Here is a 14698-nt window from a genome sequence, read left to right on the forward strand (position 1 = left end):
TTTCACTATCAAACCCGTATTACTTGAACCCTTACTGGCACTTGTCGTGGGGATATTGATATTGCTGGTACCGAGATTTTTAAATTATTTTGTGGCGGTATATTTGATTGTAGTGGGTATTTTGGGGCTAATGCACCATAACCTCTCATGAAGACGGACGATCCCGAGTCAGGCCCGAAAGTATTGCAATTCAGTTTAACGTTTTTTTATAACACGTGAACTAACATGCCCATTGGCACAACCTTACTCGTCATTATTCTATTGATGCTTATGATGCTTATGATGCTTATTGGCGTCATTCCCGTCTGGCCACACAGCCGTGGATGGGGTTATAGACCTAGCTGTGGGATCTGACTGATTTTGATCATTTTAATAATCTTGATCTTAATGGGCAGAATTTAGCCTGATAGTTAAACAGTTTCATTTGTTCTTTCATTTAGCCAGACAGTGTGTCATTGTCTAATACCTTGCGGCTTATGCAAAAGCTTCTCGACTAAATTGAAAGTCAAAATGTATTCAGAAGCGCGAATGCCGGGTGCGTAGCCGAATGTCGTTGAATAAACGTTAGTCATGGGTTGTTTATATTTGGGTTCGGAGGATCAAACCATGAAGAAGCGGCGAGAACAAAGGAAGCACGTTAGAGTTGAACACCCGGGTGGTGACGAAACTCCCATCCGCTTTGAGTTATTCAGCACTGAACGGCTCGAACAACATGCGGCAAGTTTGGCGTTAGCTCAGAAAATCAGTACTATTAAAGCAGGAAAAAAAGTGATCCCGCGGGTGCGCGAGAATGCTAAGGTCTTGCTTGCAGCCTATAAAGCCGTTGCTAAGGCGGTAAACGAACAACACGCCATAACGCCCGCAGCGGAATGGCTTTTGGACAACTTTCATGTACTCGAAGAGCAGGTCAGCGACATTTACGCCGACTTGCCCGAAAGCTATTACCGGGAACTTCCTAAGCTATCCGAAGGTGTGCTTACCGGTTATCCCCGTGTCTATGGCATTGCTTGGGCATTAGTGGCCCATACCGATAGCCGCTTTGATTCAAAGATGTTAACTCTTTTCGTAAAAGCCTATCAAAACGTCGATCCACTCACTCTTGGTGAACTTTGGGCGATACCCATTACGCTACGGGTATTGTTGGTCGAAAATTTGCGCCGCTTGGCAGTGCGCATCATGCGTTCGCAAACCGGCCGAGAGCTGGCGGACACGTATATGGACCGCATCGAACGCATTGCCGCCGAAACCGATAAGCCTGACCTTCCCGTTCTGGAAGCAGAACTGCCTGCGCCACCACTGCGTCAAGCCTATGCAGTGCAGATTTTACAACGTTTGCACGATCCACATCCGGGCTCCGTGGTTTCCCTCGATTTCCTGAACGAATGGCTAAACGAACAAGGCCTAAGCCTCGATGAAATTGTGCAACGGGAACATGCCACCCAGGTCGCCGGCAACCTGACTGTACGCAATATCATCACCAGTATGCGGGCTATTTCCGCATTTGATTGGCCGCAATTCGTGGAAGACGTAAGCCTGGCTGATGCTTGTCTGCGCGTTCACGACGGCTACGCTGCGATGGACTTTCTGACCCGTGATCGTTACCGCCACGCGATTGAAGATCTCGCCAAGCGTTCGCCGCATTCGGAGCTGGAAATAGCCCATAAAGTAATGGACAAAGCGCAACAAAGCAAAAATCAACCCGATACCAACGAACGTAAGCAAGAACCGGGCTACTATTTGATCGGTGGTGGGCGATATGCATTTGAACAGGAAGTCAATTTTAAACCCTCTATAAAGCAAAAACTTCTGCGTATTTACATTGCCCGTGCAGGGATAGCTTATATAGGAAGCATCCTCGTGTTGGCTGGTATCTTGCTCGCACTGCCTTTAAGTGCGAGTCTCGCCGCAGGACTTAACGGATTTCAGTTGTTCTTGCTGACACTATTTGCCCTGTTTCCAGCGGCAGATATCGCCGTCGGTTTGGTGAACCGATTCATCGTTGCGGGCCTTCCGCCTAATCACCTCCCACGGTTAGAATTGAAAGATGGGGTGCCGGAGGCGCTAAGTACGTTCGTCGTTGTACCAACCCTATTCTTCAGCGTGTCAGGGGTAAAAAGTCAAATCGAGCAGATGGAAATTCGCTATCTATCGAATCCAGGTGAAAACGTGCGTTTTGCTTTGTTATCCGATTGGACAGACTCAGACCAGGAAACGATGCCGAACGATGACGCGTTATTGAACGCAGCCATTACTGGAGTAGCTGCTCTCAATATCAAGTATGACACCCATCGCTTCTTTGTATTTCACCGTAAACGCTTATGGAATCCTGGCGAGGGCAAGTGGATGGGCTGGGAACGCAAACGTGGCAAGTTACAGGAATTTAACCGATTGTTGCGTGGTGCTACTGACACTTCTTTTCTACCGATTGATGGCAAGCCTGCGGTAGTGCCTGCCGGTACCTGCTATGTCATTACGCTTGATGCTGACACCATGTTGCCCATGGGCGTGGTATCGCAATTGGTGGGTGTTGCCGCGCATCCACTGAACCGCCCCGTGTTCGACTCCAACACTCAGTGTGTCGTTGAGGGCTACGGCATCCTCCAGCCACGCGTGACGCCAACCCTGCCGCATCGGCAGGAACAAACCTTATTTCACCTGATTTTTGCGGGCGCTTCCGGTATCGATGCTTACGCCAGTTCGGTATCCGAGTTGTACCAGGATTTGTTCGCCCTTGGCACATATAGTGGCAAGGGCTTATATCACGTAGACAGTTTTGAAGCGGCATTGGCCGGACGGGTACCTGACAACACGCAACTCAGCCACGATTTGTTTGAGAGCGTGTATGCACGTTGTGCATTGGTGAGTGACATTGAGTTTTTTGAAGAGTTTCCTTCCCACACCGAGGTTGCAGCATCACGGGAGCACCGTTGGGTTAGGGGAGACTGGCAATTATTGCCTTGGATATTCGGGTCACAAGGCAAAGGAATGCCCTTAATCGGGCGATTTAAGATGCTCGACAATTTACGCCGATCCTTATCCGCTCCCGGCGCTTTTTTTGCGTTGGTCACAGCTTGGGCTATTCCGGATGCGCCACGGGCTACCTTGATTGGGTTGGTGCTGGTGGCACTGGCCTTTCCGGCAATCTTGGCAATCACCGGCAGCTTCACTTTACCCCGACGTGGCATCACATTAGGTACACATTTGCGCGCAGCGGCAGAAAATGTACTCTGGGCGATTGGCAATGGCCTGGTGGCACTAACCCTGCTTGCAAAACAAACCTGGTTGATGCTGGACGCGATTATTAGCACGTTAATACGGTTGTTCATTACCCGACACCAATTGTTAAAATGGGTTACGGCACTACAAGCAAAAAAGACATCAGGCCATGCACTCGACCACCTCTTTCAATCATTGGGCCGTTCATCGTCGGTCGCCATCGGTGCTGCCACTGCGGTACTGGTGTTCAATCCAACAGGGATCATTATTGCGGCACCATTTTTGCTATTATGGTGGCTGGAGCCAGTTGTATCCCGCATATTGAGTTTACCACCCCGACTTGATCGAGCCGAAGCATTATTACCAGCGGATAGAGTACAATTACGCTTGGTAGGCAGGCGTATCTGGCGCTTCTTTACGACTTTCGTGACCGCAGAAGAGAACTTTCTGCCGCCAGATAATTTTCAGGAAGACCCACAACCCATTATCGCCCACCGTTCATCGCCCACCAATTTTGGCCTTTACCTATTATCGGTAGTGGCCGCACGGGATTTCGGCTGGCTTGGCTTGATCGATACCGTTGAACGGCTCGAAGCCACTCTAGGTACACTAAATGCACTGCCACGTTTACATGGGCATTTTTATAACTGGTATGATACCCGCGATTTACATCTGTTAGAGCCTCGTTATGTATCGACCGTTGACAGCGGCAATTTAGCAGGGCATTTGCTTACGTTGGCTCAGACTTGCCAAGAAATGCTGCAACAACCGCTTAGGCTTTCTAATGCACTGACTGGGCTTGTTGATACGTATCGATTGCTCGTGGTTGTGGTTACTGATATTGCCGATGACAAGCGCACACTAACCGTCACTGCCAAAGAACTACGATTAAAATGCAGCATACTCGGAGAACTTTTAAAAAGCCATCCCGTTAAACCGGCTGATTGGAGTCATTTATGGCGACAATTAACAAGCTGCGCTGATACATTCTTGGATCTAGCCAATACTTTTGCCATTGAGCGCGGCAATGCGGACGATAATGAAGTACTACTTTGGGCTACATTGCTACGGGACGATATCCGCTCCCATGTGCGCGATGTGGATAGCCTGTTTCCTTGGATTCATTACACCGGACACCTTAACGCTGCAGTGGAATCGGCAACCCCATTTCCTCACCTAGAGGTGCTGCATAATCCACTCAGACTTGAAACTCACTTAAGTGAACTTTCTGAAAACTATGCAAACTACTTAACTGATCACGAGGCATCTTCTGAAGGATTTTTTTCAGCCAACACCTCAGAAGCACTGGCGATTACGTTGCGACATGCCGGGGAGCAAGCCAACGCGCTTACGCAGCGTTTAAATAATATGGCCGCACAATTCAGCGCCTTATTCCATGAAATGGATTTCCGGTTTCTTTATAACACTGAATGCCACCTGTTTTCGCTTGGGTTTCGGGTTAACGAAGGAAGCCTCGATCCCAGCAATTATGATCTACTGGCATCTGAAGCACGGCTGTCCAGTTTGGTAGCGATTGCCAAACGCGATGTACCTAGCACACACTGGTTTCATCTTGGCAGACGCGTGACCCGTGCCGCGCATGGCACTGTCCTGCTATCATGGTCGGGATCGATGTTTGAATACTTAATGCCTTCCTTAGTAACCTTTACACCCCGTTATAGTTTACTCGACCAAACCTGTCGATTAGTAGTAAAACGGCAGATCGAATATGGCAAAGAACGTGGTGTACCGTGGGGTGTTTCGGAATCGGCCTTTAATGGGCGCGACCTTTTTTTCACCTACCAATATTCTGCTTTTGGCGTACCCGGACTAGGCATGAAGCGTGGACTCGGCGAAGAGTTGGTGATCTCCCCTTACTCTACTGCTTTAGCCGCAATGTATTTTCCTCATGCCGCCGTAGAGAACTTCGTCAGGTTGGAGAAAGAAGGTGCATTAGGCCGCTATGGTTTTTTTGAAGCACTCGACTTTAATCCCATCCGATTGGCAGAAGGCCAGCGTGTCGCAATAGTGGGTTGCTACATGGCGCATCATCAAGGCATGTCCCTGGTGGCCATTTCCAATGTCGTTCATGACGGGGAAATGCGCCATCGTTTCCATCGCGTACCATTGATCCAGGCAGCTGACTTATTGTTACAAGAACGAATCCCAAGCGGTGCCGATAGTGCTAGTGAGCCGTTATTAGAAACTGTTCACGAAGCAAAAGAATCCGTACATTCCACCATCAGGCGCTTACCTTTGCCGACTGCTTCGGTACCTGCCGCGCACTTGCTGTCCAATGGACGTTATGCGGTGATGATTACCGCCGCCGGATCTGGCTATAGCATGTGGCGGAATCTAGCGGTGACACGTTGGCGAGAAGATGTGACACGGGATGCTTGGGGCAGTTATCTTTATTTGCGCGATGTCATCAGTGGGCAACTGTGGTCAGCCGGATACCAACCGACAACGGCAAACCCCGACCATTATGAAGTGGTCTTTACCGAAGACCGTGTCCGGATTACCCGTACAGACGGCCATATAACAAGTACCCTAGAGATTGTTATCTCGCCAGAGGATGATGCGGAAATCCATCGCCTGAGTTTAACCAATAATGGGCCGCGCCTTAGAGAAATCGAAGTGACCTCATATATGGAGATTGTGCTTGCCCCCATGCCTGCCGATATAGCGCATCCGGCTTTTTCAAATCTGTTCGTGCAAACCGAGTATTTACCCCAATCGCATGGGCTGGTGGCACAGCGTCGGCAACGATCAGACAACGACCCGAAAATATGGATAGCCCATGTATTGGCTGGGCCAAAAACTGGCGACGGTTTGCAATACGAAACGGATAGGGCACGCTTCGTCGGGCGTGGACAAACATTACGGAAACCGATTGCATTGGTGGATGGCCGCCCGCTGACCAATACCGTGGGCAATGTCCTTGATCCAATCTTCAGTTTGCGTACACGGGTTAGCATTGCCCCAGATGCCACGGAACACCTGACTTTTACCACTTTAATTGCCACTACACGCCAGTCGATAGCGGAACTGGCCGATAAATACCACAACCTGACGACTTGGGATCGCGTATCCGCACTGGCGTGGACGCACGCACATATACAACTACGGCATCTGCGTATCCAACCGGGCGAGGCGCAGTTGTTTCAGGATCTGGCTAGCCGCTTACTGTATGTCGACCCTTGGTTGCGACCATCCAATAAGACAATGCAAATGAATGGATTGAATGTCACTGGGTTGTGGCGGCGTGGCATTTCGGGTGACCGACCGATCGTCTTGCTGCGCATAACGGAGCCTGAAGATCGGACGATTGTCGAACAATTGCTGCGTGCCCATGAATACTGGCGCATGAAAGGCCTTGCCGTCGACCTGGTGATCCTGAACGAAAAAGAGTTATCTTACGCCGAAGATTTGCAGATACTGCTGGAGGGCATGGTGCGTGAAAATCAGGCACTTTCTGCCCATCAAGAACATGCCGACTACGGTGCAATTTATATCCTGCGAGCTGATCAGCTATCGACAGATGAACGGTTACTGCTGCAAACGTCCGCACGAGCGGTACTGACCAGCAAGCGGGGAGCATTAACAGAACAACTGTTGCGGCATCCACGGCCAACGGCAGATTTCGTTCTGCCGAAAGCCTTAACTGCTGTTATTGCCGATTCGCCACAATTGGAAATACCGTCACTTGAACTATTCAACGGACTTGGCGGTTTTGGTGATGACGGACGCGAATATGTGATCGTACTAAACAACAACCAATGGACACCCACACCTTGGGTTAATGTGATCGCCAATGCTGAGTTTGGCTTTATCGTCTCTGAGTCCGGCAGTGGCTGCACTTGGAGTGGTAACAGCCGCGAAAACCAATTGACACCCTGGTCAAACGACCCGGTCAGTGACACGTCCGGAGAAGTCTTTTATATACGTGATGATGAGACCAACGAATTATGGACACCGACTGCCTTACCGATACGCCTCGACAATGCCAGCTATGTTATTCGCCATGGCCAGGGGTATAGCTGTTTTGACCATCTATCGCATGGGATTCATAGTGAGCTGCTGCAAATGGTCAGTCCAGACGATCCTGTCAAGCTCTCGTCATTGACATTGACAAATAAATCTGGGCGAACCCGTAAGATTACCGTTGCAGCTTATGTGGAATGGGTATTGGGCGCTTCACGTAGTGTCACCGCAATGCATATCATCACAGAATTGAATGAGGAAACGGGCGCCCTGTTTGCTTACAATCCCTGGGATGCGGAATTTGGCCAGCGCATTGCCTTCGCCGATCTTGGTGGCCAACAAACCGCATGGACGGCGAACCGTGCTGAATTCATCGGTCGCAACGGTAGCCTGGATGCGCCGGCAGGTTTGCTGAACCGCAAAGGGCTGAAAAGCCGCATCGGTGCAGGGCTAGACCCTTGTGCCGCACTAACGACAGCGATAGAGCTTGAACCTAATGGTCATATCGAAATCGTCTTTTTATTGGGACAAGGCAACGACCGCATCCATGCCCGCGAATTGATTCAGCGCTATCGAACAACCGAGGTGGCAACAATGTTTGCTCAGGTCAAACAATCCTGGGGAAAAATACTCGGCAAAGTTCAAGTGAAGACACCGGATAGGGAACTCGACCTGCTGTTGAACGGTTGGCTGTTGTATCAAACCTTGAGTTGCCGTATGTGGGCTAGAGCTGGATTTTATCAAGTGGGCGGCGCATTCGGTTTTAGGGATCAATTACAGGATAGCATGGCATTAGCGGTTACCAGACCCGACCTGACCCGTGCCCACATCCTGCGTGCTGCGGGGCGGCAATTTGGTGAGGGTGATGTGCAACATTGGTGGCATCCTCCCACGGGACGTGGTGTGCGCACACGTTTTTCCGATGACCGCATCTGGTTACCCTATGTGGTGGCTCACTACCTCAAGGTCAGCGGCGACACAGAAGTGCTTAATGAGCAAGTTGCGTTTCTGGAAGGTGCAACCCTGCGACCAGAACAGGATGACGCTTACTACCAACCGTTGCAATCCGACCTGCAAGCGAGCCTGTTTGAACACTGCGCCCGTGCGCTTGACCTCAGTTTGGAAACAGGTATGCACGGCCTGCCTTTGATGGGCAGCGGCGACTGGAACGACGGTATGAATCGAGTGGGTAATCAGGGTAAGGGTGAGAGCGTTTGGCTGGCATGGTTCCTGATCGCCACGCTCACAGAATTTGCCAAGGTAGCAGAAACCAGGGGGGATGTTGAGCATGCTTCTCACTGGCGCGCACATGTTACCCAACTGAAAACTGCCGTGGAAGCAGAAGCTTGGGATGGAGCTTGGTATCGACGTGCTTATTTCGATGACGGCACACCACTCGGTTCTGCCACCAACGCCGAATGCCGCATTGATTCAATTGCACAGAGCTGGGGGGTGATTTCCGGTGCTGCCGATAGCCAACGCGCACAACGGGCGATGAGTTCGGTTCGTGAATATCTAGTCCGTAACGGCGATGGCCTGTTATTGTTGTTCACACCGCCGTTCGACAAGACCGAGCGCGATCCCGGTTATATCAAAAGCTATCCGCCCGGTGTGCGGGAAAACGGCGGTCAATATACCCACGCGGCAATCTGGTCGGTTATTGCCTATGCCATGCTGGGTGAAGGCGATCAGGCGGTGGAGTTGCTGCGTATGCTCAATCCCATCAACCGCACTGTCACCCGCATCGGCGTTTATGCCTATAAGGTCGAACCGTATGTGCTGGCGGCGGACATCTATGCCGAACCGCCCCACACGCGGCGTGGTGGATGGACTTGGTACACGGGAGCTGCCGGGTGGTATTACCGTACTGGACTAGAGTGGATCCTAGGCCTACAGGTTCAAGCCGATAAATTGACCTTTAATCCTTGTATTCCGAAAGCATGGCGCAGTTATAGCATTAACTATCAGCATGGTAATAGCCACTATAACATCACAGTTGAAAACCCGCATAGCGTGTCTCGCGGCATTTCCTCCATAGAACTTGACGGAGATCGCCTGTTAAACAACAACGGTATTGACTTGCAAGATGACGGGCAACTACATCAGGTAAAGGTGCTATTGGGTAAAACGTTATGATAATTCATGATAATCGTCATACGGGCAGAGATCGCTGGAATCCACTGCCAAGGAGGGTTTAAAATTACCATCATTGGCACTGCATATATCATTGCAATGCACCCAGTTGCGCTCCAGCTCCGCACTCCAGGCTATGGCCGAGATTGCCACAGAGAAGAATTCAACAATTATTTTCCCGGCACAGTTGATGTGATGCAAAGTGTAGGCAATAACTAATTTGTGCCTAAAAACGGATGGTGGACGAATCCTAGCAGCCGAAGGCATTCATCGCCATGTGATTTTTCACTACTGAAATTAGCTAACGCGTATTGGTAACCAGGAAAGACACGTCTATTTCGAATCGTTTTTCCTCACAATAATTTTTGACAGGGTAAGAACACCAAACCCTATCGAACAGTCGGAATGTGATAGTGGGCCTATTGAATATATTACAAACACATATTTTCCTGGGAAACTCAATGATGAATAGTGATAACTATTGACAGCCGATTTCCACCATTTTAATGCCAGATTATCTCAGTTTCCTACGCCATATATTTTGTCTCTTATGCACGGGCAGGAATGAAATAACCACTGCAATCCAGTATGGCGCGAGCTGTGCTTTTCAGCGCGGCAACAGCCCTTGTGGCCTTTGGCTCCTTGTCCCTTTCGTCACATCCTGGGACAAGCGGCATGGGTAAATTATTAACTGTCGCCCTGTTTTATTCCCTTACCTGTAGTTTTGTCCTATTACCTGCCTTGCTTGCCTCACCTAAGCTCGATAAACAATAGCCCGGCGATTCACGCCCCTGTATCGAAAGACAATGGCCTTGTGGCCGTAAAAAAAACACCCCAATGAAAGGCCTTGAATCAGAGTGGACAGCCAAGCCAGAGAGACTATCGTGGCCACAATAGACAAAGCTAAAAATATGTCACGGCCTTTGCACCAGCTTTGTATAAGCTTTTTGAAACACCCAGTTTGTTACCCTCCTTCCTTGGGCATCAGGTGGCTCTCTGTTCGTTGGGGCACACCGTAGACTATTGCTTTAACAACTGCCAAGTCGAGTTGCTATAGCCGAGGAATTGAAATCGATTTACTACGGTGCGGCATTCCATATAGAGTGTTGACGCTAGTTTAATATTGACGATTTAAAGCAGCTTGGGCTTTTAATGTTGCCCACTGCACTGCACTGCACTGCACTGCACTGCACCTCTCAGATCTTCCGCGTTGCTGGCCGTAGCGTCTCTTCGACTACAAAATTGTTTATTTACTGAATGTGCGTTACCGAACTGTTTGTGGTCAGTATTGGGGCTAAAGTATGTTTACGGTTTATATGCAGCGCTTACTTATAACTATCAGTTTTAAGCAGTTGTCCGAAAAAACCTGCACGGCTTTAGCTGTGTTTGCCACTTAACTGGGTTTCGCCCTTCACACAAGTCTTAGCACTGAATCACAAAACACTTTTTTCGCATAACGGGAGATTTAACCATGAAACAACTTATTAGATTTATTGCTGCATTTTTTATGGCCTTGGCCTTAGTGGTCATCGTATCTTGCGCATCGACACCAAAGCAAGAAGGGATGGGCGAGTACGTTGACGACAGCGTGCTCACCACCAAAGTTAAGGCGGCCATCTTGAATGATCCCTCCCTTAGCTCTGCCGAGATCAACGTTGAATCCTTCAAGGGCAAAGTCCAATTGAGCGGATTCGTCAAATCCCGTGCCGATATTGCCAAGGCTATCGAAGTTACCCGTGCTGTGAACGGCGTATGGATAGTCAAGAATGACATGCAGCTTAAGTAGAATAGGAAACCTCCATGAAAACCATTAATAAAGCCTCTAATTATGCGCATGAAGCGGTCGACAAGGCCGCCAGTGCGGCCACGCACGCCGCCGAAGCGTTTGACGAAAAAGGCGGGGAACTAAAAAAGCCGAGAAACGCTTGATTAAAGATTACACAAATTATACCCGTAACCACCCCATTAAGTCGTTGGGCATGGCGGTGGCCGCCGGCTTTTTGCTCAGCCGCGTATTGAGCGGCCGTTAGCCTCACGTCTATATCTCATACCCGAACGCCGCCTTTAACAGTCGGCTTAACTAAGAGAAGGAATCACCATGGAAATGACAGACAAAGCATCACAGTTCGCCCATGAAGCCGGCGAAAAGATCGCCAATGCTTCCACCCAAGCCGCAGACGCGCTTAGCGAAAAAGGCGAACAATTGAAAAATGCGGAACAGCGGCTGATGCGTCATTGTTGCAGTTATGTCAAAGACAACCCGGCCACGTCCTTAGGTATCGCGGTAGTGGCTGGATTTTTGCTCAGCCGCTTATTGAGTGCACGTTATTAGGATTATCCAACATGGATTCAAACAGCTGTGTGGAGGAAATGATCCCTCCACCTACAGCAACACGCAGTAATAGCGACAGCGGATCCAGTGTACTGGAAGACACCCAATCGTTATGGCGTGAATTGCTTGGACTAAGCCATGACCGCCTTCATCTCGCTGGGCTGGAAACACAACAGGCAGGCTTAAGCCTAGTGAACATGGTCATGGCGGGCGTATTGATTGCCGGKTTGTTGTGCGGTGCGTGGATGGGGCTTCTGGCTGTTGTAGTGCTGGGGCTAGTCGAGAATGGCTTTATGTCCAGTAGTGCCATACTGCTTACTGTCGTTTTAAATTTGCTGCTAGCACTAATCTTCTGTCGTTTCATACGCCACAAGAGCCATTACTTGAAATTCCCGGCGACCATACGCAGCCTACACCCTAATGACCCACCAGGACATGGGGATGGTACGAAGGCATGATGGCATCCCATTTTTTAAATCGAAGCAAAGCCAATGCCCTGGCAACCCGAATCAGGGATGCAGAACGGCAAGTGGTGAACCGGCAACGGAGGATCAATATTCGCACCGATACGCTGGTGCGAAATATTGAACAACAAATGACGGCTCCGACCACCTTGCTGTTGGTTAGTGGCGCAGGATTCATTATAGGCGAACTTACCAAATGCCAACCCGTCAAGTCCCGTGGCACAAGCGACAAGATAGTCAATGCGGAGACCTCGCCATTGAGGATTGCGTTTAACCTCATAACATCGATCCAAACCTTATACACAGCGTTGCCTATGGTTTGGATAGTGAAGACTTTTTTTCAACCGGACACATCAAGCCAATCACACGAAAATCAATTTCAGCCGACGACACCCGCATCGGGTGCAACTAATAAATGAAGACATCCTTCCAGCAGAGATATATGGATAAGGTGAAGAACACACGCTCACCCTAGGTATTGTCAGTTATACAGGGATGCTATTTAACAATGGATAGGGTGAGCAAGTTTGTGCTCGTGATCGACCTGAGGGTTGGCACGGTTCAAGGACGATAAAAGCCAAACCTGTCGCGAGATGGGGACGGAAAGCTAAGGGTCTTTTTATTTAGTCATATAAAGAAAGCCGAGTTGCAAACATTTATTTTAACTGGACCTAATATTTATTAACTTTGGAGTTTCTTATGAAAATAATTAGTGTGTTTTTTGCTTTAATGATGATGGGATTTGGGAGCAGTGCAACTGCTTCGAGGTTGACTTCGGATACCGAGCAAGTTGGATCGCATTTAAGTGATGTTGATAGTTATACTGTCACTGCCTTTATTGGCAGCGGCCATTCACACGTCAATGAAATGTTTTCCCATTCCCATAATTTCAGGTCTAATATGGCTTTCCCAACTTTGGCTCTATTGAATGAACGGACACATCAACAAGATGCTAATGTTAAAAACAGCCATTTTGATGATCCTGTTATGAATCATAATAGGCCCGATTATGGTTGGCCTGGCAACTCTGGACATGCCTTTGACCATAGCTTTTTAGAAGGGGAAAACCATTCATGGGGATCGGCTCATGAGCATGGCGATCATTGTGATAATATACCACCCGTTGCGGCGGTACCTGTTCCCGCTGCTATCTGGCTGTTTGGTTCTGCCCTGATGGGTATGGTTGGACTTGTATCCCGTAACAGGGGTTCAAAAGCCTTAGCCGCATAATATTTAAACTTCTAAGCAATTAAAGGGGGTATTTGCCCCTTTAATTGTGTGAAGTTGTACTCGGTATGGCGCCAACTTAAAATGCCATACTTATTCTTGCTTATATTCCTGGCGGGTTTTCAACGTCACGACGATACTCGTTGTATGGCCTATCCATTATTTTGAAGGKGGCACGACAGCCAGCCGATCAAGCTGTCGGCCTCTATACCGAAGGGATAAGGCATGCCCATCCACCCCAAAGAAGAAGAATGTGATGACCCCCAAGGCAAAGATTCCCGCTTGTGCCAGCAGCAATCCATTAGGAATAGGGCTGATACTTAGCAGCAGTGCCAGGACTACAAGCGAAGGCACTAACCCAAATACAATAATCAGGGCAATAATAAAGACAGGTTGCTCCGCCCCTGTGGGTTTTGTGTGTGCAAAACCCGAAACGACTTTAATGATGGTTTGGCCAAATAGCACTGCTGAGCCAAACGATAATTCTGGAGATTGAATAATCGCGAACAGCGACTTGCCGATACTTACATCCACGATTGAAATCACGACCAAGGGCAGGACGATAAACAGCAAATCTCCGAATAAGGCATAGAATGCGGCTTTTCGATGCGTTTGGTGGATTTCATCATCAACGTTTCCAACGATGAATGTTTCTTTATCCAATAAATTATGTACCTGTTCCGGAGTCTCAATCATTTTTTACAGGGGCTTACCCTGATGCCTATGCGCCGTTTCATCATCAATCCTTACCTTGCCGCCAACGGAAGGTCGCTAGCTCTTTTTGCCTGAAATAAAAAGGAGCCCAGCACCAGCCACAATTGAAGCCACGCCAGCCCAGACTGGAACATTAACTCTTTTAGTTTCATTAACAGACAGCTCCAATGGGCCTATCTTGGCTTCTTGGGTTTCCTTGGTGTAGCTGAATCCGCCGTATACTAGCCCGAATACACCCCCTAAGAGCAATACGATTGCTACGATCTTGACTAAACCCATTTCATCTCTCCACTACATGATTCAATCATTTCAACCTATATAAATAGGACTAAAGGCAATCCTGAAAACGCCCATTGTCTTAGGATGTGGGTTTCCAGGAGGCCTGACCTTATCGGGATCCTTACTCCACGACCCCACGTTTGCATAATTTCTCTCTAGTACAACTAAAGGACTGGTCGTCCTTGAATGACCCGCAGTATGATTACGATGACCGCGACAACCAATAATATGTGAATGAACCCTCCCAAAGTGTAAGAGGAAACCAACCCCAGTACCCAGAGGATAATTAAAATGAGTGCAATACTTTCAAGCATGTGTGCTTCTCCGTACAAGGCCGTCAATTGACGGC

The 14698-nt window shown here is 48.9% G+C and carries 13 protein-coding genes and 1 riboswitch; of the genes, 10 read left to right on the forward strand and 3 right to left on the reverse strand.

Features of this window, described 5'->3' with window-relative positions; all coding sequences use genetic code 11:
• The first annotated feature begins 7 nt into the window (after positions 1-7).
• From MGMO_RS18845 to MGMO_RS02640, 10 genes are all read left to right on the forward strand, one after another.
• A complete protein-coding gene (locus MGMO_RS18845) occupies positions 8-151 on the forward strand; it encodes a DUF3096 domain-containing protein (protein ID WP_082458254.1) in 144 nt (47 codons plus the stop codon).
• Between the two features lie 113 nt (positions 152-264).
• On the forward strand, positions 265-354 hold the full coding sequence (locus tag MGMO_RS18850; protein WP_456152388.1) for a DUF3309 family protein: 90 nt from the start codon (positions 265-267) through the stop codon (positions 352-354).
• A gap of 252 nt (positions 355-606) precedes the next feature.
• Positions 607-9336, forward strand: a complete 8730-nt coding sequence (locus tag MGMO_RS02600; RefSeq protein ID WP_023493466.1) for a GH36-type glycosyl hydrolase domain-containing protein — start codon at positions 607-609, stop codon at positions 9334-9336.
• A gap of 6 nt (positions 9337-9342) precedes the next feature.
• Positions 9343-9552 (forward strand): hypothetical protein, encoded by a 210-nt coding sequence (locus MGMO_RS20250; RefSeq protein ID WP_023493467.1) that lies wholly within the window; start codon positions 9343-9345, stop codon positions 9550-9552.
• A 1252-nt stretch (positions 9553-10804) separates the two neighbouring features.
• A complete protein-coding gene (locus MGMO_RS02615; RefSeq protein ID WP_023493468.1) occupies positions 10805-11119 on the forward strand; it encodes a BON domain-containing protein in 315 nt (104 codons plus the stop codon).
• 14 nt (positions 11120-11133) lie between these two features.
• Positions 11134-11262: a hypothetical protein gene (locus MGMO_RS20920; protein WP_023493469.1), complete on the forward strand. Its 129-nt coding sequence runs from the start codon at positions 11134-11136 to the stop codon at positions 11260-11262.
• A gap of 169 nt (positions 11263-11431) precedes the next feature.
• The gene (locus MGMO_RS02625; protein ID WP_023493470.1) at positions 11432-11665 is read left to right on the forward strand and encodes a DUF883 family protein; all 234 of its coding nucleotides are present in this window, start codon (positions 11432-11434) and stop codon (positions 11663-11665) included.
• 11 nt (positions 11666-11676) lie between these two features.
• Positions 11677-12123, forward strand: coding sequence for a phage holin family protein (locus MGMO_RS02630; protein ID WP_023493471.1), 447 nt, complete (start codon positions 11677-11679; stop codon positions 12121-12123).
• On the forward strand, positions 12120-12548 hold the full coding sequence (locus MGMO_RS02635) for a hypothetical protein (protein WP_023493472.1): 429 nt from the start codon (positions 12120-12122) through the stop codon (positions 12546-12548). The genes MGMO_RS02630 and MGMO_RS02635 overlap by 4 nt, the downstream gene beginning before the upstream one ends.
• A 147-nt stretch (positions 12549-12695) precedes the next feature.
• Positions 12696-12783, forward strand: a riboswitch (cyclic di-GMP riboswitch).
• Positions 12784-12828: 45 nt separating this feature from the next.
• Positions 12829-13359 carry a hypothetical protein gene (locus tag MGMO_RS02640; RefSeq protein ID WP_023493473.1) on the forward strand — a complete coding sequence of 177 codons (531 nt, stop codon included), beginning with the start codon at positions 12829-12831 and terminating at the stop codon, positions 13357-13359.
• Between the two features lie 156 nt (positions 13360-13515).
• Here MGMO_RS02640 and MGMO_RS02645 read toward each other — a convergent pair whose 3' ends face one another.
• The 3 genes from MGMO_RS02645 to MGMO_RS19420 form a co-directional block, all read right to left on the reverse strand.
• On the reverse strand, positions 13516-14052 hold the full coding sequence (locus MGMO_RS02645; RefSeq protein ID WP_023493474.1) for a hypothetical protein: 537 nt from the start codon (positions 14050-14052) through the stop codon (positions 13516-13518).
• Between the two features lie 75 nt (positions 14053-14127).
• On the reverse strand, positions 14128-14349 hold the full coding sequence (locus MGMO_RS02650) for a hypothetical protein (RefSeq protein WP_023493475.1): 222 nt from the start codon (positions 14347-14349) through the stop codon (positions 14128-14130).
• Between the two features lie 164 nt (positions 14350-14513).
• On the reverse strand, positions 14514-14698 hold a 185-nt coding region (locus tag MGMO_RS19420), incomplete at its 5' end, for a lmo0937 family membrane protein (protein ID WP_268768275.1).

Origin of the sequence: Methyloglobulus morosus KoM1 (genome assembly GCF_000496735.2) — a bacterium.
GTDB classification, from domain to species: domain Bacteria; phylum Pseudomonadota; class Gammaproteobacteria; order Methylococcales; family Methylomonadaceae; genus Methyloglobulus; species Methyloglobulus morosus.